The organism is Stutzerimonas sp. NM35, assembly GCF_054604355.1.
Genome location: NZ_CM137728.1, coordinates 3,840,762 through 3,864,642 on the forward strand (window position 1 = coordinate 3,840,762; position 23,881 = coordinate 3,864,642).

Annotated in this window: 21 protein-coding genes, 1 tRNA gene and 1 pseudogene; 6 read left to right on the forward strand and 17 right to left on the reverse strand. The window is 64.6% G+C overall.

The annotated features are described in order from the left end of the window. The first annotated feature begins 39 nt into the window (after nucleotides 1–39). Both ACYCFC_RS17795 and ACYCFC_RS17800 read left to right on the forward strand, forming a co-directional pair. On the forward strand, nucleotides 40–558 hold the full coding sequence (locus ACYCFC_RS17795; protein ID WP_181083232.1) for a transcriptional regulator: 519 nt from the start codon (nucleotides 40–42) through the stop codon (nucleotides 556–558). A 188-nt stretch (nucleotides 559–746) separates the two neighbouring features. Beyond that, nucleotides 747–1,679 (forward strand): AEC family transporter, encoded by a 933-nt coding sequence (locus tag ACYCFC_RS17800; protein ID WP_459652438.1) that lies wholly within the window; start codon nucleotides 747–749, stop codon nucleotides 1,677–1,679. Between the two features lie 100 nt (nucleotides 1,680–1,779). Here ACYCFC_RS17800 and ACYCFC_RS17805 read toward each other — a convergent pair whose 3' ends face one another. Both ACYCFC_RS17805 and ACYCFC_RS17810 read right to left on the reverse strand, forming a co-directional pair. Beyond that, entirely contained in the window at nucleotides 1,780–2,727 is a 948-nt protein-coding gene (locus ACYCFC_RS17805) for a methyltransferase (RefSeq protein WP_459652439.1), read from the reverse strand. Nucleotides 2,728–2,743: 16 nt separating this feature from the next. Beyond that, nucleotides 2,744–4,141, reverse strand: coding sequence for an iron-containing redox enzyme family protein (locus tag ACYCFC_RS17810; RefSeq protein WP_459652440.1), 1,398 nt, complete (start codon nucleotides 4,139–4,141; stop codon nucleotides 2,744–2,746). Nucleotides 4,142–4,308: 167 nt separating this feature from the next. Here ACYCFC_RS17810 and ACYCFC_RS17815 point away from each other — a divergent pair, with 167 nt between their 5' ends. Then, complete coding sequence (locus ACYCFC_RS17815) at nucleotides 4,309–4,515, forward strand: hypothetical protein (protein WP_459652441.1); 207 nt, start codon at nucleotides 4,309–4,311, stop codon at nucleotides 4,513–4,515. Nucleotides 4,516–4,530: 15 nt separating this feature from the next. On the opposite strand, the gene ACYCFC_RS17820 is transcribed toward ACYCFC_RS17815, so the two are convergent. The 6 genes from ACYCFC_RS17820 to ACYCFC_RS17845 form a co-directional block, all read right to left on the reverse strand. Next, nucleotides 4,531–5,634, reverse strand: a complete 1,104-nt coding sequence (locus ACYCFC_RS17820) for a lactonase family protein (protein WP_459652442.1) — start codon at nucleotides 5,632–5,634, stop codon at nucleotides 4,531–4,533. A gap of 164 nt (nucleotides 5,635–5,798) precedes the next feature. Next, a complete protein-coding gene (locus tag ACYCFC_RS17825; RefSeq protein WP_459652443.1) occupies nucleotides 5,799–6,008 on the reverse strand; it encodes a hypothetical protein in 210 nt (69 codons plus the stop codon). Next, entirely contained in the window at nucleotides 6,005–7,132 is a 1,128-nt protein-coding gene (locus tag ACYCFC_RS17830; RefSeq protein WP_459652444.1) for a PepSY-associated TM helix domain-containing protein, read from the reverse strand. Before ACYCFC_RS17830 ends, ACYCFC_RS17825 begins: the two co-directional genes overlap by 4 nt. After that, nucleotides 7,132–9,375 (reverse strand): TonB-dependent receptor, encoded by a 2,244-nt coding sequence (locus ACYCFC_RS17835; protein WP_459652445.1) that lies wholly within the window; start codon nucleotides 9,373–9,375, stop codon nucleotides 7,132–7,134. The genes ACYCFC_RS17830 and ACYCFC_RS17835 overlap by 1 nt, the downstream gene beginning before the upstream one ends. Nucleotides 9,376–9,550: 175 nt before the next feature. After that, on the reverse strand, nucleotides 9,551–10,909 hold the full coding sequence (locus tag ACYCFC_RS17840; protein WP_181083241.1) for a sigma-54-dependent transcriptional regulator: 1,359 nt from the start codon (nucleotides 10,907–10,909) through the stop codon (nucleotides 9,551–9,553). Nucleotides 10,910–10,924: 15 nt separating this feature from the next. Then, on the reverse strand, nucleotides 10,925–12,688 hold the full coding sequence (locus ACYCFC_RS17845) for a sensor histidine kinase (RefSeq protein ID WP_181083242.1): 1,764 nt from the start codon (nucleotides 12,686–12,688) through the stop codon (nucleotides 10,925–10,927). Nucleotides 12,689–13,003: 315 nt separating this feature from the next. On the opposite strand from ACYCFC_RS17845, the gene ACYCFC_RS17850 reads away from it, so the two are divergent. Continuing rightward, on the forward strand, nucleotides 13,004–14,491 hold the full coding sequence (locus tag ACYCFC_RS17850) for a SulP family inorganic anion transporter (protein ID WP_459652446.1): 1,488 nt from the start codon (nucleotides 13,004–13,006) through the stop codon (nucleotides 14,489–14,491). A 13-nt stretch (nucleotides 14,492–14,504) separates the two neighbouring features. After that, nucleotides 14,505–15,353 (forward strand): universal stress protein, encoded by an 849-nt coding sequence (locus ACYCFC_RS17855; RefSeq protein ID WP_459652447.1) that lies wholly within the window; start codon nucleotides 14,505–14,507, stop codon nucleotides 15,351–15,353. Nucleotides 15,354–15,392: 39 nt separating this feature from the next. Here the strand turns inward: ACYCFC_RS17855 and cfaB are convergent, their stop codons facing one another. The 5 genes from cfaB to ACYCFC_RS17880 form a co-directional block, all read right to left on the reverse strand. Then, nucleotides 15,393–16,574 carry a C17 cyclopropane fatty acid synthase CfaB gene (gene cfaB, locus ACYCFC_RS17860; RefSeq protein WP_181083245.1) on the reverse strand — a complete coding sequence of 394 codons (1,182 nt, stop codon included), beginning with the start codon at nucleotides 16,572–16,574 and terminating at the stop codon, nucleotides 15,393–15,395. 270 nt (nucleotides 16,575–16,844) lie between these two features. Next, on the reverse strand, nucleotides 16,845–17,108 hold the full coding sequence (locus ACYCFC_RS17865; RefSeq protein ID WP_459654024.1) for a type II toxin-antitoxin system YafQ family toxin: 264 nt from the start codon (nucleotides 17,106–17,108) through the stop codon (nucleotides 16,845–16,847). Then, complete coding sequence (locus tag ACYCFC_RS17870; protein ID WP_181083246.1) at nucleotides 17,105–17,365, reverse strand: type II toxin-antitoxin system RelB/DinJ family antitoxin; 261 nt, start codon at nucleotides 17,363–17,365, stop codon at nucleotides 17,105–17,107. The genes ACYCFC_RS17865 and ACYCFC_RS17870 overlap by 4 nt, the downstream gene beginning before the upstream one ends. An 89-nt stretch (nucleotides 17,366–17,454) precedes the next feature. Further along, the gene (locus ACYCFC_RS17875) at nucleotides 17,455–18,177 is read right to left on the reverse strand and encodes a hypothetical protein (RefSeq protein ID WP_459652448.1); all 723 of its coding nucleotides are present in this window, start codon (nucleotides 18,175–18,177) and stop codon (nucleotides 17,455–17,457) included. After that, nucleotides 18,168–18,584 (reverse strand): hypothetical protein, encoded by a 417-nt coding sequence (locus ACYCFC_RS17880; protein WP_181083248.1) that lies wholly within the window; start codon nucleotides 18,582–18,584, stop codon nucleotides 18,168–18,170. The genes ACYCFC_RS17875 and ACYCFC_RS17880 overlap by 10 nt, the downstream gene beginning before the upstream one ends. 344 nt (nucleotides 18,585–18,928) lie before the next feature. On the opposite strand from ACYCFC_RS17880, the pseudogene ACYCFC_RS17885 reads away from it, so the two are divergent. Next, nucleotides 18,929–19,129: pseudogene (locus tag ACYCFC_RS17885) on the forward strand (hypothetical protein); the annotation flags it as partial. 92 nt (nucleotides 19,130–19,221) lie between these two features. Here the strand turns inward: ACYCFC_RS17885 and ACYCFC_RS17890 are convergent. The 4 genes from ACYCFC_RS17890 to fdhE all read right to left on the reverse strand — a co-directional run bounded on the left by ACYCFC_RS17890 (nucleotide 19,222) and on the right by fdhE (nucleotide 23,818). After that, a tRNA-Sec gene (locus ACYCFC_RS17890) sits at nucleotides 19,222–19,317 on the reverse strand. 38 nt (nucleotides 19,318–19,355) lie between these two features. Then, on the reverse strand, nucleotides 19,356–21,272 hold the full coding sequence (gene selB / locus ACYCFC_RS17895) for a selenocysteine-specific translation elongation factor (RefSeq protein ID WP_459652449.1): 1,917 nt from the start codon (nucleotides 21,270–21,272) through the stop codon (nucleotides 19,356–19,358). Then, on the reverse strand, nucleotides 21,269–22,717 hold the full coding sequence (gene selA / locus ACYCFC_RS17900; RefSeq protein WP_459652450.1) for an L-seryl-tRNA(Sec) selenium transferase: 1,449 nt from the start codon (nucleotides 22,715–22,717) through the stop codon (nucleotides 21,269–21,271). The genes selB and selA overlap by 4 nt, the downstream gene beginning before the upstream one ends. A 177-nt stretch (nucleotides 22,718–22,894) precedes the next feature. Beyond that, entirely contained in the window at nucleotides 22,895–23,818 is a 924-nt protein-coding gene (gene fdhE, locus ACYCFC_RS17905) for a formate dehydrogenase accessory protein FdhE (RefSeq protein ID WP_459652451.1), read from the reverse strand. Nucleotides 23,819–23,881 lie beyond the last annotated feature (63 nt).

Below are 23,881 nucleotides of genomic sequence, written 5' to 3' on the forward strand. Positions count from 1 at the left end.
CTCGGTACGTTTTCACATGGCCTGCAACGAGGAGGTTTCATGAGCATTCCACGTCAAGTCACCCGTCCCAACCACTCGGCCCGCTCCGTGGCGCGGGGCCTTGGCTGGCTCAGCATCGGTCTGGGCGTCGTGCAATTGCTGGCGCCGCGGCAGGTATCGCGGTTCATCGGCATGCCCGGCAGCGAAGGCCTGATCCGCGCCTGTGGGGTGCGGGAGATCGTCACCGGTGTCGGCATTCTCATGGCCGATAATCCCAAACCCTGGATTTATGCTCGCGTTGGCGGCGATGCGCTGGACCTGGCCTGCCTCGGCTGGAGCGTCGAGCATGGCCGCGAGCCGGTCAATGCCGCCATCGCAGCTGGCGCGGTAGCTGGCATCACCGCACTGGATCTCGGCTGCGCCCGAGCGCTGGACACCGAAAAGGTACCGGTGATCGAGTGGGACTACAGTGATCGCAGCGGCTTTCCCGCCGGGACGGAACAGGTGCGTGGTTCGGTCAAGGCCGAGTTCGCCGCCTTGCGCGCCGAGCCCAACGGCTATTCGCCGCAGCTGCATTAGGAGCGTAGGGCCGAATTTATTCGGCCACCTCTGCAAAGCCGAACAAGTACGGCCCACAGGCATGGGCGCGCGCGTGGACAGCGAAACGCGGTGGACTTGAGCACCGGATTATTTGCTAAGGTGAGCGACCGTTTCGGTCGCTCGCACTTCCTGGGTGCGCCATCGATCAAGCCTGCAGATGAGCCTCCATGTCCTCGGTCGTCAATGTCGTCCTGCCTGTTTTTGCACTGATCTTTCTTGGCTACCTGTGCCGCCGTACCGGGCGCATGGGGCCGGCGGGCGCCTCCGAACTGAATCGTTTCGTGGTCTGGTTGGGTTTGCCGGCGCTGCTGTTCAAGATCACCGCGACTTCCGCCTGGGCCGAGGTGTGGCAGCCGGGCTTCATCGCCGCGTTCTCCATCGGCTGCCTGGGCGTCTTCGCCTTCACCCTGCTTTATCGCGTATTGCAGAGGCAGCCGCTGGTGGACGCCAGCCTCGATGCCCTCGGCGCGTCCTACGCCAATACCGGCTATATCGGCTTTCCGCTGTGCCTGCTGATCCTTGGTGACGCGGCCTTGCAGCCGGCGCTGGTGGCCACGCTGGTGGTGGTCTGTGTGCTGTTCGCCATCGCCCTGGCCTGCGTCGAGATGGGGCTGCACGCGGGGCAGGGTGTAGCGAAGACCCTGGCCAAGGTGACTCGCTCGCTGTCGATGAATCCATTGGTGCTGGCGCCGCTGCTCGGTGCTGCCTGGGCAGTTGGCGGGCTTGAGCTGCCGAGTGGGCTCAAGACGCTGCTGGATCTGCTCGGTGCCGCCGCCGCGCCCTGTGCCCTGGTATCCCTCGGCCTGTTCCTGGCCCAGCCGCAGCCCAGCGGGCCGGTGCGCGGGGTCTGGCCGCTGGTGCTGCTCAAGCTGATCGTGCAGCCGGCGCTGACCTGGTATTTCGCGGCGGTGGTGTTCGAGCTGGAGCCGCTATGGGTCTATTCGGCGCTGCTGCTCAGTGCGTTGCCGACTGGAACCGGACCTTACATGCTGGCTGAATTCTATGGCCGCGAAGGCTCGCGGGTGTCGCGGGTGGTGCTGCTCTCGACGTTGGGCTCGCTGGTTACCCTGTCGATCTGCCTCTACCTGCTGCCGGTTTGAGGGATTGGTACGCGTGGAAAACGCTTCGCGGTTTTCCACCCTACGCTCGGTCAAACGTAGGGTGGATAACGCCGAAGGCTTATCCACGCGTAACCCAAGGTCAGATCGCAGGTCGCGTCACTTCCAGCACCACGGCGGCGATGCGGTCGCAGCGGGTGTAGGCGCCTCCCAGCAGTTCCTCGCCGAACACGTCCGGGTCCACCTCGCGGTAGCGCCATTCAAGGGGACGACCTTCGAGGCGCTGGCAGACTTCCTGGCGGAAGGGGTCCTGGTTGTCGACCATCGCCACACCGGTATACAGCAGCAGGCTGCCGCACGGCGCCAGTCGCGTGATGGCACTTTCCAGGATGGCCAGCGACAGCCCGGCACCCAGCGGACCGCCGCCATGGCGATAGGCGCGCTCGCCCGGATCGACCAGATAGGGCGGGTTGGCCAGGATCAGGTCGAATTCGCCGTCAACATCCTTGAGCAGGTCGCTGTGCCGGGCCTGCAGGTTATCCGCTCCGGCCAGCGCAGTGTTTATGCGGGTCAGGCGCAGGGCAGCGGGGTTGATATCCACCGCCAGCACCTCGGCCTGGGGCCTTGCAAGTGCCGTAAGTATTGCCCCGGCGCCGGAACCGCAACCGATGTCCACGGCGCGGCGAATGCTGCCTGGATGATGGTTCAGGTGCGCCTGGATGGCACTGGCGAAGCGGTAGGTATCCGGGCCGAAGAACACCGCATCCGGCGTATCGGTGGGAAAGGCCGAATGCACGAACAGTTGGCCGTCGAGGCTCGACAGCCGCACCCGGCTACGCCAGCGCGAACCGCAGGGTTCGAGCACGTCGGCCCGCTCCATCAGACTGAAGAGCGCTGGCGGCAGCAATTCGCGCTGGAACGGGCGACTCCAGCCGAACACGCCGTGCAGGTCTTCGGCCAGCGCGTTTTCCGGGCGCTGGTTGACCCGTGCATGGGTCAGCGGCGTGGGGGTGATGAAGTGGTAGCCGCGCTCGCGCAGCGCCTGCGCCAAGTGCAGCAGCGCCTGATCCTGGGTTTTTTCCGGCATCATGGGGTGAACGTCGCCTTCAGTTGAACAGTCCGTTGAACAGCCGTGTGGCATGCAGGCCGGCGTTGCTGTGGTGGCGGGTCGGTGACAACAGCGGCAGCAGATGACGCATGCGTGCCTCGCGACCGGGCAGTTGCGCCAGTTGCTGTTCCAACAGGCGCGCCTCCTGGTCGAAGTCGTTGTTCGGCTGGGAGCGTGCCGGCGTTGCCGTCTGTTGTCGCTCCTGACGCTGAGCCAGCCGCAGGTTCGGTTTAGCGCGTGCGGTCTGTTCGGCCAGCCAGTCGCCGGCCATCCAGTCATTAATCAGCTGCTGCTCATGTGCGCTGAATACGCCGAACATGGGCGCTTGTTCGCCGCTGATCAATTGCCAGAAACGGCTGCCGCGAGGGTCCTGATTGCGTGTGATCCAGCCACGCTGTTGCAATACGGCCAGAAAGCGCTCGACATCTTCGGCCAGCCACTGGTTGACCGTGTGCCCCTCGAAACGACAGTAATCGGAGTGGAGAAACTGCCCCACCGCGGCCTTCTTCTCGAAGACACGACGCACTTCGCGCTCTGGATCGAAGCCATCGATCACCGACAGGGTGCTGGCGCCAAGTTCATTGAGACGGTAACCGGCGCGCACGCGGCGATAGAACTCGGCGCTGTCGCCCACCTGCGGCCAGGCGGCCCGCAGACTTTGCACGGCTTTGCGGGCGTGGCCATTGTCGGCATTGTCGACGGTGACATGCAGGGTGAAGTAATAGGGATCGATGCCCAGTTCGGTCAGTTCGTAGGCGGTGATCAGCAGGTGCAGCGGCAGCTGCTCGTAGCCGAGGTTGAAGCCGATCACCTCCGGCAGGAACTGCTCGGCGTTTTCCGCCAGGGCCAGCTGGATCGCGCCCTGGACGAAGTTGTCGTCATCCAGGTTCTGCCAGTCATCGCAGCCTTGGCTGGCGAGCAGCTTGCGATAGAGCACCACATGATTCTTTTCCGGCAGGCCTTCGCCAAGCTCCTCCAGATAGGTCTGGATCAGCCCTTGGAAGCGCGGCTCGTCCCAGCGTTGCAGCAATCCGTAAAGCCAGGCGCCATCGACCAGCTTGGTCGGCGCCACGCCTTGCAGAAAATGCAGCGCATGGGCCTTGCTGGAGAAATAGCGGCGTGGCGCGCCGGCGCGTCGGCTGTCCAGATACGCCTGGTATTGCAGGCCGACCTTTTCGGTATGTGCAGCCAGCCAATCACCGAGCCCGGAAAGCTCGGCGGGCAGGTCGCAGGGCAGGCCTGCAGCGGCTTCCAGCTGGTCGCGCAGATACTGCGCCGCATCCCGGCGTGCGCTCTCGTGGGTTGTTTCATCGAGCAGGGCGAAATAGAGGTCTTTGCTCGGCGTCATGGCCGAAATGGGCAGAGCGTCGGCGGGCAGGCTACGAGTCAGTTGCATAAATCACACGGCTGATAGAGGAAAGCCTCAGTGCAATTTTGGCCGCCTGGCCTTCGGATAAGTTCAGCCTGCCTGCCGAATGGCCTGGCTTCACTGCAACTTCCAGCCGCTGTTGTCTTCCTAGCTTGAAGAGGGCAACCGCCCCATTGCACAACAGAGGAGGCCGCATGAAACAACCCGAACGTGGCGAAGAAAACCCCGGAACCCTCGAAGATCGAGCCAGTCAGCGCCCCAGCCAGGGAGAAGCCGCTGGCGGCGATCGCAATGACGTGCCGGGCGGCGCCTACAACGTGCCGCCGGGCATGGCCGACGAAGTCAGCGAAGCGGATGCGCAACGTGATCGGCAGCGCGGCAAGCACAATCCCGAGCGGTAGCAGACGATACGGCGGTCAGCTTCCTGAGTCGGTGCGCTCGATGAACTTCACGTCCGATGGCTTGCCGACCGGCAGCGTCTGCAGGGTTTCGCCCAGCAGGCCGCTGTCCGGGTCGCGTTGCAGCAGCACCAGCGTGTCGCTCAATTGGTTGGCGATGAGCAGGAAGCGACCGCTTGGGTCGATGGCGAACTCGCGTGGCTCGCGGCCTTCGCTGGTGCGCCGCTGGATTTCGCGCAGGCTGCCGTGCTCCTCGATGGCGTAGACCATGATGCGGTTCGCCTCGGCGCGGTCGCTGACGTAGAGAAAGCGACCGTCGGGTGAAACGTGGATGGCGCCCGGCGAGTGCCCTTCGGCGGAGTTGCCTTCGGCCAGGTTCACCCGCTGGCGCTGGGTCAGGCTGCCATCGGCATGGTCGAAGCGTACGATTTGCGCGCTCAGCTCCAGTGTGGCGTAGGCCTGGCTGCCGTCGGGGCTGAATACCAGATGCCGCGGTCCGCTACCGGGCGGGAGTTCGATACTGGCCGGTTTGGCCGGTGACAGGGGGCGCTCGGGATTGCTCGCGTCGTATCGATAGACGAAGATCCGGTCGGCGCCCAGATCGCTGACGAACAGCGTGCTGCCATCCGGCGAGAGCACCGCCGAATGCACATGCGCCGATTTTTGGCGTTCGGGGCGGACGTTGCTGGGCTGGTGCGCGGCGATCTGCGTCACTGGCTGCGGGTGGCCCAGGTCATCGAGCGGAACCACTGCCAGGCTGCCGCCGGGGTTCGGGCGGGAGCCGTAGTTGGCCACGAACAGGTAGCGGCCATCGACGCTGAGGCTGGCGTGAGTAGGTTCGTCGCCGAGCGTGCTGGCCTGGCCCAGCGGCTGCAACGCACCGTCGCCGTCGAGGCTGAAGGCGCTGATACGCCCGACCGGGTCGGCATGCCCGGGACCGTTTTCGTTGGTCGCGTAAAGCTGGCGGCGCGGCTCGTCCAGCACCAGCCAGGACGGATTGTGGCTGCTGATGGTCTGCAGGGGCTGTGGGTCCAGCTGGCCGGTTTCAGGGTCGAAACGCAGGCGCAGGATGCCTGGGCTGTCGCTGTCATGGGTGTAACTGCCGATCAGAACTTGAGGCATGGCAAATGTGGCTCCCGGGATGCTGAAGGCCAGGGTGGCGGCGAGGGCTACGCGGTTTAACAGACTGCGAGGGCGCATGCGGGGTCTCCCAGGTCGGTTGTGCAGGCTATGACCGCGTATTTCGCCCTCCGATCCAGGCCAGCGGATCGGCAGTGCCCGGCAGCTCAGCCACGATTGATCGGGCGTACTGTGGCAGCGTCCGGCGACTGCTTCGCGGCCCGGCCACGTGCCAGGCCATGACAGCCGATCACCACCGGCACGGCCAGCGTAGCCCAGCTCAGCCAGTCGCCCAGGCCTTCGGACACCAGCCCGGCGATCAGACCGAGGATCGACAGCAGGGCGATGACGACAGGCCACAGCCAGATGCGCATCATGCCCGTGCCTCCGTCGCGCCGCGCTTGAGCCACAGGTACAGCCCGCTGCCCAGCACGACGATGGTGAGCACATCCAGCAACGCCCAGAGCATCTTCAGCGGCAGGCCGCCGTAGTCGCCGAAATGCAGCGGTTCGGACAGTTGCAGCGCGGTGACGTACCAAGGGCGGGCGCTGGCTTCCAGCACTTCGCCGGAATCCGGGTCCACCAGCAGCGCCTGGGTCAGCCGTGAGGTCAATGGCGTATCGCCGCTGAGAATCACCGCCACGTGCTCGGGCGTCGCGCGCAGGGTGCCGGGGTAGGCGATCATCGCCACCGCCATGCCCGGCGCGGCTACCAGCACGCGCTCTACGGCAGTCTGCAGCGAGCCGTCTGCTGCGGGTGCTTCGCCGGCATCGGCACCGAGCAGCACCCGCGTGTCGCCGGCCTGCAGGGCGCGCACCTGATCGGCCTGCCAGCCCTTGAATATCAGGTCCGCCCAGGTATTGATCACCCCGGTGAAGCCCACCGCCAGCGCCCAGACCAGCGTGACGATGCCGAGCAGGTTGTGCAGGTCCAGCCAGCGCGTGCGTGGCGCCCGCTCGCGGCGTACCTCGGCGAAGCCGAGCTTGCGCATGAAGGGCGCGTAGAGCACCACGCCGGAGATGATCGCCACCATCAGCAGCAACCCCATGGCGCCGAGGAACAGCTTGCCCGGCAGCCCCGCATAGAGGTCCACGTGCAGGCGGTACATGATGCTCATAAAGCCTTCGTCGAAGTTCGGCGCGCCCACCACCTCGGCGGTGCGGGCGTCGGACATGATCAGCAGCGACTGGCTTTCATCGGTATCGACGCGGGTGTCGAGCTTGACGTACCAGAGGTCCGGCGCGTCCTCCTCGGCGAAGAAGTACAGCGGCACCAGCCCCGGGTAGGCGCGCACCGCCTCGGCGGCGACCCGGTCGACCGAGGCGCGTGGGGTGCCTTCGGGCATCGGCGGCGCCTCGATCTCGGCGCCGGTCAGGTGGTCGATCTCGTGGGAGAAGATCAGCGGCAACCCGGTCAGGCACAGCAGCAGGATGAAGAGGGTGCAGACGAGGCTGGACCACTTGTGGACCCAGCCCCAGCGACGCAGAACGGCTGGTCGCATCAGAAATCGACCGTGGCGCTGAGCGAGAGGGTGCGCGGGGCGCCGAGGACGAGGTAGTTGGAGCCCGGATAGCCGCCGGCGGAGGCCCAGTAATCGCGACCGGTGGCATTGTCCAGGCGCGCGCGCAGGGTCACGTCGCGATCCTCGATGGTCATGCGGTAGCGCGCACCCAGGTCCAGGCGGGTCCAGGATGGCAGTCTGAGGTCGTTGCTGGCGCTGGCGTACTGCTTGCCGGTATGCACCACCATGCTGGTCAGTGTCAGCCCCTGCACACCGGGCACGTCCCATTCGCCGCCAAGGTTGGCCTGCACTTTGGGAACACCGATGGCATCGTTGCCGTCGTTGGCGCCATTGAGGGTCTTCTTCTGCTCGGCATCCAGCAGCGTCAGGCCGCCCAACAGTCGTGTGCCGTAGACGGGCTCGCCAAACATCGACAGCTCGATGCCGCGGTTGCGTTGCTTGCCGCCTTCACGGAAAACCTGATTCTCGACGATGCCGAATGGCCGTTCGGTGCTGAACATCGCAATGCTGCCACCCAGGACGCCGCCGTCGTACTTGAGGCCGATTTCGGTTTGCTTGGCGACGTAGGGCGCGAGCGAGGTGCCGGAGTTGAGCACGGGCAGGCTATTGGCCGTCGCCGCCGCGGTATCGCCCTTGGTCAGCCCTTCGATGTAGTTGGCATAGACCGACAGTTCGTCGTTCAGCTTGTACACCACGCCCGCAACCGGCGTGGTCTCGTAGTCTTTGTAGTGTCCGCTGCGGTCGCCCGTTTGCGAGGAATAGCTGCGGGTCTCGATGCCCTGCCGGCGCGCGCCCAGCGTGAGCAGCAGGCGATCCTCGAAGAAGCCCAGGGTGTCGGCAATCGCCAGGCTCTGGGTATGCACGCGCTCGGTGACGTGCGGGTCTGTGAGGTCTCCGCCGTCATACGTGACCGTTGTGGGCAGGGTCGCATCGAACGGCTCGTGGAGGTTGCCGGCCACGGCGGCATAGAACTGGTTGGCGCCTTTTTCCCGCGAGTCGTAGGTCGCCGCCGAGGTTACGATCTGATGCGACACCGTGCCGGTCTGCAGACGAGCGCGCAAACCGATTTCGCTGGTGAATACGCGGTCTTCGCGATAGTTGTCGAAGCGCGATGCCGAGGTGACCCCTGCCGCGGTGGCTCTGGGGTTGGCCAGGCGATTCTGCTCTTCCCCGTCACGCACGCCAGCGGCCAGCCAGCCGGTGATCGAGTCGGCGAAATCATACTCGGCCCGGAAAGTGCCGAAGGCCTGTTTCTCTTTCGAATAGGTCCAGGGCTGGGCGAAATTGTCGCCGGCGTCCGGTGCGCTGGGGATGCCGCCATTCGGCGTCACGCTCGGGCGCGGGTTGTCCAGAAAGTGGTACTGGTGACCGACATCAGCGGACAGACGCAGACGGTCGCCCTGGTAGTCCAGGCCCAGGGCGAACATGTCCAGGGTCTGGTCCTCGTCCTCGATGCCGGTCTCACCGGCGCGCTTGGCGGCATTGAGGCGAACGCCGAAACGGTTGTCCTCGCCAAAGCGGCGTCCCAGATCGGCTGCCACGGTGCCCTGGCCGCCGCTGTTGGCGCCGACGGTCAGGCGTGTCAGCGGCTCGTTGGGCGCGCGTTTGGGCAGCAGGTTGATGGCGCCGCCGATGCCGGTGCCGCCCGGCGCGGCACCATTGAGAAAAGCACTGGCGCCACGGAATACCTCGGCGCGCTCGATGAATTCCGCCGCCACGTACTGGCGCGGTAGCAGACCGTACAGGCCGTTGTAGGAAATGTCATCGGAATACAGCGGGAAGCCGCGCACCACGTACAGCTCCTGCATATTGCCGAAGCCCCGCGCCACGCGCACCGAGGGGTCGTTCTGGACGATGTCCGACACGCTGCGCGCCTGCTGGTCCTGGATCAGTTGGGAGGTATAGGCCGTGGAGGTGAACGGCGTATCCATATAGTCCTGGTTGCCGAGGATGCCGACCCGACCGCCGCGCGCCACCTGTTCGCCGGCGTAGGTCTGGGTCAGGCCATCGGCTGAGGCGTCGGCGCTGGCGACCACCTCGGTGGTCGGCAGTTCGAGCGGTTCGCTGCGCTGTTCGGCCTGTCCTTCTGGTGCCTCGCCCGCAGGCTGGATGGTTTCGGTGTGCTGCGCCAAGGCCGGGGTACCGGCGAAACCGGCGGCAAGGCAGATGGACAACAGGGAAGAGACAGCACCTGTTCTACGAGGAAGTCGGAGGATGGGCATGGTGGGCCTGACTGGGCGTTGACTGAGCGAAAGGCATGTCGTCGGCAGGACGCCGAGCAGCATGGATAAGCTGCTTAGAATAGTTTAATGCTAATAATTCGCAACAGTATTATCGGTCAGGTTCGGCAGCCATATGCTTGCGGCTCGGCCCGTTGTACCGGAGCGTGAGTCGTATTCAGCGCTCCAGAGGCTCGTTCGCCCCGCCCGCCGGCAGGTAGTCGCTGCGGCTCAGGCCGTGGCGTTGCATCTTTTCGTTGAGGGTGCGGCGCGGTAGTTGCAGCTGATTCATCACGTCACTGATATTGCCTTTGCAGTGCTGTAATGCGTTGTGCAGGCATTGTGCCTCGAAGGCTTCCATCTGTTCGGCCAGCGAGGAGCCGGTGCTCGGAAGGCTGGCCGGTGGTGGGGTCAGACCCAGCGCGTGGCGTTCGGCGGCATTGATCAGCTCGCGGACGTTGCCCGGCCAGTCGTGGCTCAGCAACTGCGCCAGTTCACCGGGGCCGACCGGCAGCGCTTCGCGACCATGGCGCTGGGCGGCCTGGGTGGTGAAGTGTTCGAACAGCAGCGGAATGTCCTCGCGGCGCTCGCGCAGCGGCGGGATATGCAGTTCGGCGACATTCAGGCGGTACAGCAGATCCTCGCGGAAACGCCCGCCGCGCACCTCTTCGAGCAGGTCCGGCTTGGCTGCGCTGATCACCCGCAGATCGACTTCGATGCTGCGGTTGGAGCCCAGGCGTTCCAGGGTCTTTTCCTGTAGCACGCGCAGCAGTTTGACCTGCTGGGCCAGCGGCATGCTTTCGATCTCGTCGAGGAACAGGGTGCCGCCGTGGGCATGTTCGATGCGCCCGATGCGCTTGCCCTGGGCGCCGGTGAAAGCGCCGCTTTCATGGCCGAACAGCTCGCTTTCGAAGATGGATTCGGGGATGGCCGCGCAGTTCAGCGCCACGAAGGGCTTGCGCGCCCGCGGGCTGAAATCATGCAGGCAGCGTGCGACCTGTTCCTTGCCACTGCCGGTGTCGCCGCGAATCAGTACATTGACGTCCGTTCCAGCCAGTTCGAGAACCTGGCGGCGCAGGTTGTCCACGGCGCGGGAAACGCCCAGCAGCATCGATTCGATGCGGCCCTTGCGGGTGAACTGTTCACGCAGCTGGCGATTCTCGCAGACCAGCCGGCGCTTGTCCTGGGCGCGGCGCACGCTGTCGAGCAGGCGTTCGGGTGTGAAGGGCTTCTCGATGAAATCATAGGCGCCCTGACGCAGCGCCTGCACCGCCATGGGCACGTCGCCATGGCCGGTGACCATGATCACCGGCAGTTCCGGGTCCAGCGCGACCAGGCGTTCCAGCAGGCCGAGGCCGTCCAGGTCCGGCATGCGCACGTCGCTGATCAGCACGCCGGCAAAGTCCCGGTCGATCAGGCCCAGCGCTTCGCGTGCACTGGCGCAGGTACGCACGCTGAAACCGGACAGTTCCAGCCATTGCTGCACCGCTTTGCGGATTGCCGCTTCGTCGTCGATGAAGATGACCTGGCCGCTCATGTTGCGCTTCTCCTGTTAATCGATGACGGCTTTTTCGGCTGCCGGCAAGCGAATCTCGAACACTGCACCTTGTGCATCATTGCGCACGTCGAGGCTGCCGCCCAGATCGCGCACGATACCGTAGGAAACCGCCAGTCCCAGCCCGAGGCCCTGGCCAACCGGCTTGGTGGTGAAGAAGGGTTCGAACACCTGATCGAGATGCTCACCGGAAATGCCGCCCCCGCTATCGGCCACGCTCAGCCGCCAGGCGCCGGCATCGCGGCGGCAATCGATGCGCAGCTGTCGGGTGGCGCTGTCCTGCATGGCATCCAGTGCGTTGTTCAGCAGGTTGATCAGGACCTGTTCCAGGCGGATCGCATCGCCACTGACCCAGGCGTCGATGGGCATCTGCCGCATGATCTCGACGTTTTCGCCACGGATGCGCGGGCCGAGCAGTTGCAGCGCCTGTTCCACCACATCGTCCAGACGCACGCGCTGGGGCAATCCTGCGGGACTCTTGCGGGCGAAGGTCTTCAGGTGGCTGGTCAGCGCTGCCATGCGTTCGATCAGGCCTTCAACCTGGCCGAGGCCTTCGCGCACCGCCTCGCTGCGGCCACTGTCGAGCAGCAGCCGCTGGCTGGCCAGCTGCATGCGCAGGGCCGTCAGTGGCTGGTTGATTTCGTGGGCGAGCGCGGCGGACATCTGCCCCAGAGCGGCCATGCGCGCGGCATGCACCAGGCCATCCTGGGCGGTGTGCAGCTCGCGGGTGCGGGCTTCCACCAGGCGTTCCAGCTCGCTGCGGCTGCGCTGCTCGACCCGGCGCGTCTTGCGCCGCTGGGCCAGGTAGAGCAGCAGGAAGGCCAGGGTCATCCACACGCCGGCTGCCGCCAGCCGATAGCTGCGGATACTGGCGGCGACCTGTTGCGGCTCCTGCAGCAGGTGCAGCGTCCAGTCTTCTTCAGGCAGGGGCAGGCGCTGCCAGAAGTAGGTCTGGCGCCCGTCCGGGCCATCGACCTGGCGGCGCTCACTATTGTCTGTGATGTGTAGCAGAGGTTTGCTGTGCAGTGGTTGCAGGGTCTGCTCGGCATAGCGGCGGACGGCGACCAGGCGATTGCGCACCTCGTCGCTGAGCGGTTGCAGATAGCGGAAGCGCCAGGCGGGTCGGTTGCTGAGGATGACGATATCCAGGGCGTCGGTGATCAGCAGGATGCCCGATTGGCCGGCCCATTCGCGCTGCATGTCTTCGAGTTCCAGCTTGACCACCAGCACGCCGAGCGCTTCGCCGGCGGCATTCTTCACCGAACTGGAGAGGAAATAGCCGGGAATGCCGGTGGTCACGCCCACCGCGAAATAGCGGCCCGTGTCATGGGCCAGCGCATCGCGGAAATAGGGCCGAAAGCCGTAGTTGCTGCCGACGAAGCTGCTCCATTCGCGCCAGTTGCTCGCGGCCAGGGTGTCGCCCTGGCGGTCGATGAGGTACAGCACCGAGGAGCCGGCGGCCTGGTTCTGCTGCTCCAGCCGGTGATTGAGGCGGTCGCGCAGTCGCAGGTCGTCGGGATTTTCCAGCAGGGCGCGGATATCGCTGTCCAGCGCCAGCAGGGCCGGCACCGAGCGGAAGCGTTCGACCTGGGTGTGGATCGCCTGGGCGTAAAGCTCCAGTTGGCCACCGGCTTCCTGGCTGCGCTCGCTCCAGGCGCGCTGCTCGGCCAGCCGCCCGGCCCAGTACATGCTCAGCAGCAGGCCGCCGAGAATCAGCAGCACGATCAGAACGACACGGTGGCGATGGGCGAGGACGGGCATGCAGGGTTCTTCTTGTGAGTGAACCTATGTTAAGCCAGAACGGCATTCCGTCAGGCATACGGATGCTTCGGCCTGAAGCTGCTCCTGCTCGTAGAGCCGAATTCATCCGGCCACGGATTCGCCAATGCCGAACGAGTTCGGCCCTACGACCTGGCCATCCTCTGATTTTCGCCAAAGCTGAGAGTGGCTTCAGCTGCGAACCGGTCTGCATGGCAGGCGGAATCGCTCCCGCCGCCGCGTTCCGCTATCCTTCGCGCCCTCGCGACCCTGGCGCGCTGCGTCTGGCTGCAGTCGCCGCTTCATCCTGGATACCCCATGCTGCATTCGATCAAACAGAACTGGTTCGCCAACGTGCGCGGCGACGTGCTCTCCGGGCTCGTCGTCGCCCTGGCGCTGATTCCCGAGGCCATCGCCTTTTCTATCATCGCCGGCGTCGATCCTCGGGTCGGTCTTTATGCCTCCTTCTGCATCGCCGTGGTGATCGCCTTCACCGGCGGTCGCCCGGGGATGATTTCCGCCGCGACCGGCGCCATGGCGCTGTTGATGGTGACGCTGGTGCGCGAGCACGGCCTGCAGTACCTGCTGGCGGCAACGCTGCTCTGCGGCGTGCTGCAGATCGGCGCCGGCTACCTGCGACTGGGCTCGCTGATGCGCTTCGTCTCGCGCTCGGTGGTCACCGGCTTCGTCAACGCTCTGGCGATCCTGATCTTCATGGCGCAGCTGCCGGAGCTGACCGACGTCACCTGGCACGTCTACGCGATGACGGCGGCGGGACTGGGCATCATCTACCTGTTCCCCTACGTGCCGAAGATCGGTCGGGTGATCCCTTCGCCGCTGGTGTGCATCCTCTCGATGACTGCCGTGGCCATCTATTTCGGCCTGGACATCCGCACCGTCGGCGACATGGGCGAGCTGCCCGATACGCTGCCGGTCTTCCTCTGGCCCGAGGTGCCGCTGACCTTCGAGACGCTGGCGATCATCTTCCCGTATTCGGCGGCGCTGGCGGTGGTCGGCCTGCTGGAGTCGCTGATGACCGCGACCATCGTCGACGAGCTGACCGACACCGGCAGCGACAAGAACCGCGAGTGCAAGGGCCAGGGCGTGGCCAATATCGTCTCCGGGCTGTTCGGCGGCATGGCCGGTTGCGCGATGATCGGCCAGTCGGTGATCAACGTGAAATCCGGCGGTCGCACCCGGCTGTCGACGCTGATTGCCGGCGTGGTGCTGTTGCTGATGGTGGTCTTCCTCAGCGACTGGGTCGGGCAGATCCCCATGGCCGCGCTGGTGGCGGTGATGATCATGGTTTCCATCGGCACCTTCAGCTGGGGTTCGATCCGCAACCTGCGGCGCTACCCGCTTTCCACCAATATCGTCATGGTGGTCACCGTGGTGGTCGTGGTCTTCACCCACAACCTCGCCTATGGCGTACTGGCCGGCGTGCTGCTGGCCGCGCTGTTCTTCGCCAACAAGGTCGGGCATTACCTGCGTATCGACTCGCAGCTGGATGCTGGTGGCGAACACCGCACCTACCGGGTGGTCGGCCAGGTGTTCTTCAGCTCCTCGGACAAGTTTGCCGCCGCGTTCGATTTCAAGGAAGCCGTTGCCAGGGTTACCATCGACCTCGGCCAGGCGCATTTCTGGGACATCACATCCGTCTCGGCACTGGACAAGGTGGTGCTCAAATTCCGCCGCGAAGGCACCGAGGTCGAGGTGCTGGGCCTGAACGAAGCGAGCGCGACCATCGTCGATCGCTTCGGCGTGCATGACAAACCGGAGCCCGTCGGCAACCTCATGAACCACTGAGCAGGAGAGCGCTATGACCCAGGTAATGGCATGTATCGACGGATCAACGCAGGCGGCTGCCGTCTGCGATTGCGCGGTCTGGGCCAGTCAGCGCCTGGGCGCGCCGCTGAGCCTGCTGCACGTGCTCGATCAGCAGCGCTACCCGCTGTCCGGCGACTTCAGCGGCATCATCGGCCTGGGCAGCCGCGAATTCCTCCTGGAAGAACTCGCCTCGCTGGACGAGAAACGCAACAAGCTGGCCCTCGAAGAGGGACGCATGATGCTCGACGCAGCCAGGCAGCGCGCCGTCAAGGCGGGTGTGGAACCGACACTGCGCCATCGCCATGGCGACCTGGTGGAAAGCCTGCGTGAACTGGAGGGCGACATCCGGCTGTTGGTCATCGGCAAGCAGGGCGAGGACAGCGGCAGCGAGGTGCAATTGATCGGCAGCCAGCTGGAAAGCGCGATCCGCACCATGCATCGGCCCATCCTGGTGACGCCGGCCGATTTCAGAGCGCCGGCCAGCGCGATGCTCGCCTTCGATGCCAGCGCCACCTCGCACAAGGGCGTCGAGATGCTGGTCGCCAGCCCACTGCTCAAGGGCATGCCGATCCATCTGGTGACGGTCAGCAGCGACACCCATGAAGCGCGGGCAGCGCTGGACGTCGCGCGCGACAAGCTGGCCGCCGCCGGCTTCGAAGTGCATGTGGCGATTCTCGAAGGCGAGGTCGAGGCCAGGTTGCGGGACTATCAGGCCGAGCACGCCATCGAACTGCTGGTAATGGGCGCCTACGGGCACTCGCGGATTCGCCAGTTCTTCGTCGGCAGCACCACGACCAACATGCTGCGTTCTACGACCACACCGCTGTTGCTGTTGCGCTGAGCCTGACGGCCACCGGTCTTGCGCGGTGGCCGGGCGGTATTATCGGTACAGGTCGGCGCGCGACCAAGGCACCTCGTGGGAGCCATCTGGTAACGGTTTGCTCGCCAGAATCTGGTGCAGATTGATCCAGTTGCGGCGAAAGCCATAGGCGCAGCCGGCCAGGTAGACACGCCAGATACGTAGCGCGCGCTCGGGGACCAGCCGCTGCGCTTCGGCCAGTTTCGCTTCCAGGCGCTGGCTCCAGAAATCCAGCGTGCGTGCATAATGCAGCCGCAGGCTCTCCACGTCGACGATTTCCAGGCCCGATTCACTGATGCAGGCGCCGATCTTCACCAGATGCGGCAGCTCGCCGTGGGGAAAGACGTAACGCCCGATGAATGCCCCCGCGCCGTAGCCTACGGGCCGCCCATCGATGTGCCGGGCGGTGATGCCGTGGTTCAGCACCAGCCCGCCGGGGCGGACCACTTCGGCCAGTTGCTGGCAATACAACGGCAGGTTGGCATGGCCGACGTGCTCGAACATGCCGACGCTGACCACCTTGTCGAAGTGGCCATCTCTGGGCAGGTCGCGATAATCCATCAGCTCCAGCTGCACCTGCCCTTCCAGGCCTTCGGCGGCCACACGCTTGCGAGCCAGCTTCAACTGCTCCCGACTGAGCGTGATGCCGAACACCTCGGCGCCGAACTCCCGCGCGGCAAAGCGCGCCAGCCCACCCCAGCCGCAGCCGACGTCCAGCAGGCGATCACCGGGTTTCAGCCGCAGCTTGCGGCACAGATGGCGCAGCTTGGCCTGTTGGGCCTGGTCGAGGTCTTCGTCGCCCGTCTCGAAATAGCCGCAGGAATAGACCATGTCGCGGTCCAGCCACAGCTGATAGAACTCGTTGGACAGGTCGTAATGATAGGAGATGGCCGCCGCATCGGTTTGCTTATCATGAGCCTGCCGTTGCGCCACCGAAGGGATATCCCGCCCCAGCGCTCGGCTCAGCTCATCGCCGATGCGGATCACTTCCGAGAGCGGACCTTCTATATCCACACGCCCCTCGACATAAGCAGCCCCCAGCGAGTCGAGGCTGGGATGCGTGAGTTCGGTGACCATATCGGGATCATTGATGGCCAGCGTCACACTGGGTGACGGCCCCAGATCGATCGACTTGCCGTCCCAGAGCTGAAGACGCAACGGCAGTGATAATCCACGCAACGCAGGTAACAAGGACGCCAACATGCTTGATCTCCTTCATTCCGCTTTCCAAGAAATCCTAGACCAACAGCCAGAGACTATAGGCTGGGTGCGGGATTTTTTCCTTTTATGGGATTGATAGAGGGCATTGGGGGAGGGAATAGCGACCGGGATGATGTCGCGGGACTTGATGACAGAATGAGATGAGGGGATTGAAAAAGAGAGAGTGAGTTTGCTCGCGCGCTGCACTGATGGCTTTCTAGTTAGCTGCTTCGTTGCCGGCACACCCGGCTTTATTCCGCTCTGTTTTCGGCACTACTTATTGAAAATGTCGGCGTGCGTCCCGGTTCTGGCTAGCTGAAGCTCGTCACCTTCGAGCCGATAGATCAGCAGCTGGTGGGGTTCGATGTGTGCATCCCGGAAGCCTTTCCAGTTGCTTTTCAGAGGATGGTCCAGGTAGCTGCTTGGCAATGGCTCACGATTGACCAGCAAATTAAGCAGCGTTTTCAGCTTGTCCATATTCTTGCCGCGCTTGAAGTCTTTTTTGAAGGCGCTGGACGGTACAAGCTCAAGTGTCAGTTGCTCAGATCGTCAAACAGTGCGTCAACGGATTTGACCTTCTTGCCCTTGCCAGCCATCAGTTCGGCCATGGCGTTGACGGTAGCCTTGTTCGGGGTGAGGTCGTAGGGTAGATCCTGACCGGCTGCGATCTGAGTCATCATCAGACGGATGGCTTCGGAAATGCTGAGGCCGGATTCAGACAAGCGCCGGGCTGCGGCTTCTTTGGTGGCGGTATCGATCCGCGCGCGGACAACGGTGTCGGCGGTGGTGGCCATGATGGGGACCTCTTCGTGATGTAGCTACAATTGTAGCTACAAAGCATCATTCATACACACCTTAAACGCTATGTGTTCACGCATGACCGTTAGGGCATGAAGTTGTTTTCAGCTGCGCATGCTGCTTGGTTTCGATTGCAGATTTGTCTGAATGCGACTTTTGCACCTTTGCGGCAGTCTCGGTACTCAAGTGAGCCTGAGCGGTAATTGCTGCATACGCTGCTCCAGTCGATGGAACCGTTTATTTCTGTCCACTGGAACCTGCCACCTGTTCGGCTTTTTGCGTGTCCGCTCTCCCATGTCCATGTTCCGGTATGGGTGATGCGTGTCGTTTGCCTGTTTGCCGGTCGATCCGGTTGTGCATAGGCGATCCGTTGAGCTGGTGGCGGTGGTATTGAGTTCACAGCTCCGCGTGGCTGGTAGTTCTGGTCGTTGAATGATGTTTGCCTTGGGATCGACTGGGTTTGGGTTTGGGTTTGGGTTTGGGTTTGGGTTTGGGTTTGGGTTTGAGTTTGGCGGGGCTCTTCTCTTGCGACTTCCTGCAATGCCTGGGGCTGGGCGACTGGTTGTGCATTTGTGGTCTGCGGGGCGTGCTGGAATACCGGTTGGTCGGCGAACCTGATTCCGCGTTTGATTTGATCTAGGTCGATGACGATTGGCTTGCCGAACATCAAGGTCAGCGTCCAGAAAAGCGTGGAGCCGATTCCGATAATCGCCAAGAAGCGCAAGGGATTTTTCTTCTTCTTGGTGCGCAAGTGCTGGGGAGCGTCGTTCTGTTCTGCTTTCATGTCTTTGGCACGACTTATCTGCATGACTGCATTGTTTTTGCCTTGGCGATCACCTTTGGATCATTTGGTGCGTGCTCCCACCAGAAGCGGCATTCTCTCGAATTCCATATCCGGTCTTGTCGTGCCTGGGCGGCTCGTTGTGACTGTTGGCGCTGTTGTCGTGCTTGAACCTGAGCATGACGCTGGGCTGCTTGGGTCAGCTCTTCCATGGCTCGCTGGGCGTCTCGGGCTAGCTCTTGCATTGCTCGTTCGGCACGCCATTCCTGGAACAGTTGATAGCCGACCTTGCCGCCCCAGAAGCCGCCGATGCCGATGATGGCAGCCAGCACGATGGCTGTTCCGATACTTATGCCGGACGTGCGGATGTTGTGGGTGTGGTGATAGGTCCGTATCTCATCCTGATCAGGCCGAAGGTCGCCTAGGTCGATCATGTTGTGTCCTCCAAGGCATACCGTTGCCTTGCTGTTGTCCTTTCGCATAGGTCCTATGCGATTCACACGTCTTGGCTAGGTCGAGCACCGGAGCGATTGAACCGGCGCTCCGCTGCTTCTTTGGTAATTGCTATCCCGCGCCGGGTGCGGCCAATTTTGCATGGCTTCGTCATATTCCGGGCTGGGCTGTCCGCCTCGGAGAGTATCTATCCGCTGGCCATCCATAGGGCGTACTGCGGGTAAATCTTTAGCCGGATGCTACCACCAGAAGGGGTTGACTCAAAAAAGCTGCACGGTGCCCCACCAACGATGCCGTGGTAGTCGTTCGCTGACTGGATTGGTATTCCTATGCGGCATTTTCCGCCCATCTGAACGGTCTCTGGTGCTACGGCCTCGGCCAGTTCAAATTACTTGCCTGCCCGGTTACTTCGAGCCGATCTGGACGCTTATTCGGGATAGCGTGCGGGTTGTTGATGTGCCGGTCGATTCCCGTGGTGGATGAAACGGAATACAAGCGCTACTACAAGACAAGTTGTGGCTTCACCCTTGGGCCGATTTGTGGTTTTCGACATTTCTTCGACACCGCTCCAGTCGAGTAGCTAAAGGCCGCGTGGTTCGGGGCTTTCAGAACGGGAATTGGCGGAAGGCAGTGAGAGTCGAACTCACCCAGGAGCGGCTGCCGCCCCCAACCGGGTTTGAAGCCCGGCCGCAGCACCGGCTGCGATTGCCTTCCTTATAGGCGGGATATCTGCGTCAAGCTGACGCGGCAGCCTACCTGAGCGTGGGCTCCAGGGCCAGTGCGCTGTCGGGGCGGATCTTGCGTTCGTTGCCGAAGCGGCGGGTCAGGCCGAGGCGGTCGAAGTGTTCCAGCAGCTGAATGCTGCGCTTGCGTCCCAGGCCGATGCGGTCGCGGAAGGTGGTGGCGCGGATCACGCCGGCTTCGCGTTCGATGTCCAGCAGCAGGTCGGCCAGCTGGCGCGTTGCGGTTTCGGTATAGAAGAGGTCCTTGACCACCTGTTGCAGCGCGCCGAGGCGAGCCAGTTTGCGCAGCAGGTGGCGTATCTGGTCTTCGCCGATGCCCAGCTCCTTGGCCATGTCGCGCACCCAGGGTGGATTGAACTGGCCGGCCTCGAGCAACGGCCACAGCCTTGCCTTCAGGGCTTCTTCTTCGTCGCTCAGGCGTACCCGGTGTTCGGGCAGGTGCAGCCAGGGGCCGCTGGCTTGCACGGTGCCTTCGGCAAGCGCCTGTTCCAGCAGGGCGATGAAGACCGGCCGCTCCAGTTGGGGCAGGGCGTAGCGGCGCAGGCGGTCGCGGTCGGGGCCGAGCTCGTCGGGCTGTTTCTCGTGGAAGCGTTGCAGCGCGGGGATCAGGCTTTGCCCCAGGTATTCCCAGTAGGCGCGGTCGAACAGCCGCGCACCCTGGCGAGTGGTGATTTCCACGGCGTCGTCCGGCAGTTGCCAAGTCTGCCGGGGGCGGTTGAACTGGCGTTCCAGGTGCGTGGGGTCCACACCATTGACGGCGCTGGGCAGCAGTTGCGGCAGGATTTCTTCCAGCGTTTCGCCCGCCAGCGCGCGCAGTTGGGCCAGCCGCGCCTGGCGGTGACGATTGCGCGGCGGGGCGAAAGGATCGAGCACGCGACCGCCGCCGAGGGTGCGTTGCGCGGACTGGTCGCGCAGTACGACGCGGTCGCCATGAATGGCGTGCAGCGGGGCGTTGAGTTGCAGCTGAGCATGCACATGCCCACCGGGCGCGATGAGTTCGCCTTCCAGCAGGGCGATGCGCCCGGTGACGTCCTGCGCGCCCAGGTGCAGGTGCACCGGCGTCCAGTGCTTGAGCGCACGGGCTTCGCTGGCGAGCAGGGTGAATTCGATATCGATGCGGCGCGTGGCGCCTTGCAGCGCTGGGGCCAGCAGCCAGTCGCCGCGGCTGATCTGCTCGACGGCCAGGCGCTCGCCGGCGAGGTTCAGCGCCACCCGCTGGCCGGCGTGTGCCTCGTTGGCTTCGCGATTCTGCGCATGCAGGCCGCGCACCCGCACGCAGCGGCCGAGTGGCGACAACATGAGTTCATCGCCGACCTGCACGCGACCGGCGAAGGCAGTGCCGGTGACCACTACGCCGGCGCCGGTGACGCTGAAAGCGCGGTCGATGGCCAGGCGGAAATAGCCGCTGTCGCTACGTGCGTCGATGCGTGCCGCCTGGTCGAGCAGGGCCTGGCGCAGTGCGTCGATGCCCCGGCCTTCGATCGAGGAGACCGGGAAGATCGCCGAGCCCGCCAGGGGGCCGGGTTGCAGCAGTTCGGTGATCTGCTGGCGTACTTCCTCGACCCGCGCGGGTTCGACCCGGTCGATCTTGGTCAGCGCCACCAGCGCCCGGCGAATGCCCAGCAGTTCGACGATGGCCAGGTGTTCGCGGGTCTGCGGCATCACGCCGTCGTCGGCGGCGACCACCAGCAGCATGCAGTCGATGCCGCTGGCGCCGGCGAGCATGTTGTGCACGAAGCGCTCATGGCCCGGCACGTCGATGAAGCCGGTCAGCTGGCCGTCGCCGAGGTCGGCATAGGCGTAGCCGAGGTCGATGGTGATGCCGCGCTCCCGTTCCTCACGGCGGCGGTCGCCCTGCTGGCCTGTGAGCGCCTTGAGCAGTGCGGTCTTGCCGTGGTCGATGTGGCCGGCGGTGCCGACGATCATGGCACCTGCTCCTGTTGAAGAGCCCGTTGCAGTTGGGGCAATTGGGCGAGGAAAGCGGCTTCGTCGTCGAGCTGGCGCAGGTCCAGCCAGAGCGCATCCTCGGCGATGCGTCCGAGCACCGGGATCGGCAGGCCACGCAGGGCTTCTTCCAACCGGCGCAGGCTGCGGCCCCGCAGGCGCTTGGGTTGCTGCGTACGGATGCACAGGGCGGCGCTGGGCAGGCGCGCAACGGGCTGCGCGCCGCTGCCGATCATGCCCAAGGCGTCGATGACACCGACCTGCCAGGTTTCGTCGAACACAGCGCTCAGCGCCGGCGCGATGCGCTCGGCCTGCAGGCGAATGTCCTGCTGTGGGCGGCTGAGCAGGCGCAGGCTGGTCAGGCGTTCGGTGAGGCGGTCGGGGTCGCGATAGAGGTTGAGCACCGCTTCCAGCGCCGCGAGGGTCAGCTTGTCCACACGCAGGGCACGCTTGAGCGGGTTCTTCTTGATCCTGGCGATGAGGTCCTTGTGGCCGACGATCAGCCCGGACTGCGGGCCACCGAGCAGCTTGTCGCCGCTGAAGGTGACGATATCGGCGCCATCGCGCAGCGCTTCCTGCACGGTGGGCTCCTTGGGCAGGCCCCAGCGCGACAGGTCCACCAGGCTGCCGCTGCCGAGATCTTCCAGCAGCGGCAGGCCGTGCTCATGGGCAATGGCCGCCAGCTCGGCGGTAGCGACGCTGGCGGTGAAGCCCTGCACGCTGTAGTTGCTGGTGTGCACCCGCATCAGCAGGCCCGAGCGCGGGTTGATCGCCGCCTGGTAATCCTTGGCGTGGGTGCGGTTGGTGGTGCCGACTTCATGCAGCTTCACTCCGGCGCGGGCCATGATGTCGGGAATGCGGAAGGCGCCGCCGATCTCGATCAGCTCGCCACGGGAGATGATGCCCTCCTTGCGCGCGCCCAGGCTGTTGAGCGCCAGCAGCACGGCGGCGGCGTTGTTGTTGACCACGGTGACGGCCTCGGCGCCGGTCAGCTCGCGGATCAGCCCTTCGATCAGGTCGTCGCGGTCGCCGCGCTTGCCGGTCGCCAGGTCGAATTCCAGATTCAGCGGATAGCGCGCGGCGAGGGTGATGGCCTCGATGGCTTCATCTGGCAACAACGCGCGACCGAGGTTGGTGTGCAGCACCGTGCCGGTGAGGTTGAACACGCGGCGCACGCGGCTGCGGTGCTGGTTGGCCAGGCGTTCGCCGGCGCGACCGGCCAGGACGTCCTCGGTCAGTTCGGGCGCGCTGAGCTGGCCGAGCAGGACCGGCTCGCGAAGTTCGTCGAGCAGTTCACGCAGAGTTCCGAGCAGGGCCTCGCGGCCATAGCGATCCAGCAGCGGCACGCAGGCTGGGCTGCGCAGCAGGCGGTCGATGGAAGGCAGGCGGAGGGATGAGCGCCGAAACTCGGCAGCTTGGCTGGTCATGCGGGAACTCCCGGTGCAGGTTCTGACCGGGCAGTTTCCCGGAGCGGAGCAGATTGTCGCAAGGGGGAAGGTTGGGCCGTGCAGTCGTAGGGTGGAAAACCGCGAAGCGTTTTCCACGCGTGGCTGATCTTCGAGAAAGCGGTGGATAAGCTTCGCGTTATCCACCCTACGTATGCTTCAGCCGCCCGGCGCCAGCAGCAGGTTGGGCGCCTGGCGCTGGTAGCCTTCCAGATCCATGCGCAAGTCCAGGGCCAGGCTGGCGAGGTCGGCGGAGAGGCCTTCGGCGTCCGGGTCGGAATCCAGGTAAAGCAGCTTGAAGTAGCTCTGGCAGCCGGGGCAGCACTCGGCACGGATCGGGGCCTTGTCCGGGGCGTGGCGGTCGCTTTCCAGGCTGGCGTAATGCAGGTCCTTGCTGGAATCGCAATGCACGCACTTGACCCGCACGAAGTGCCATTCGCAGGCGCACAGCGAGCAGACCAGATAACGCAGGCCCTGCTGCTTGCCACGATGGCGGATCACCCCAGTCATCGCCGGCGAGCCGCAGCAGGGGCAGTGTGCGCCGCTGCCGATATCCGTCACGCTGCCCTCGGGCAGGGTCAGCAGCGCCTGGCTCCAGGCGGCCTGCAGGGCGGCGCCGAGGAAGGGCACAACGGCGGCGTCGAGAGCCGAGTAGTCGCCGTCCAGCAGGCTCACGGCCCAGGCGCGGCGTTGTGCGGCATCGGCCTGGCGCAGGCTGTCCAGCGCCTTGGCGACGGCGTCGTTCGGTGCCTCGATGCGCTCCAGCAGGGCGTCGAGGAAGGGTTGCCAGCCATCCTCGCGCACCAGGCTGTCCACGGCCAGCGGCGGCATCTTGTGGGTGCGGGCCTGGGCCAGGCGCTCTGGCGTCGGCAGCAGCGAGGCGGGTAGATCGTCCATCACCTGCTGCTGGGCCTGGCAAAGACCGGCCAGCAGGCGCAGGTAGTCGCCCATGGGATGATTCGTCGCCAATTTCTCCAGGCGTTCGGCGCGCAGGGCGAACAGGCGCGCGGGCGGCAGGTCGCTGTAGGGCGGGGTGCTGGCCGAAGCGCTGATCTGCTCCGGCTCCATAAATCTGTCAGCCATCGTTGTGGCCTCCTGAATCAAAGAGCGCGACCAGAACCTGCTCAGGAGCCAGCTCCTGAACAC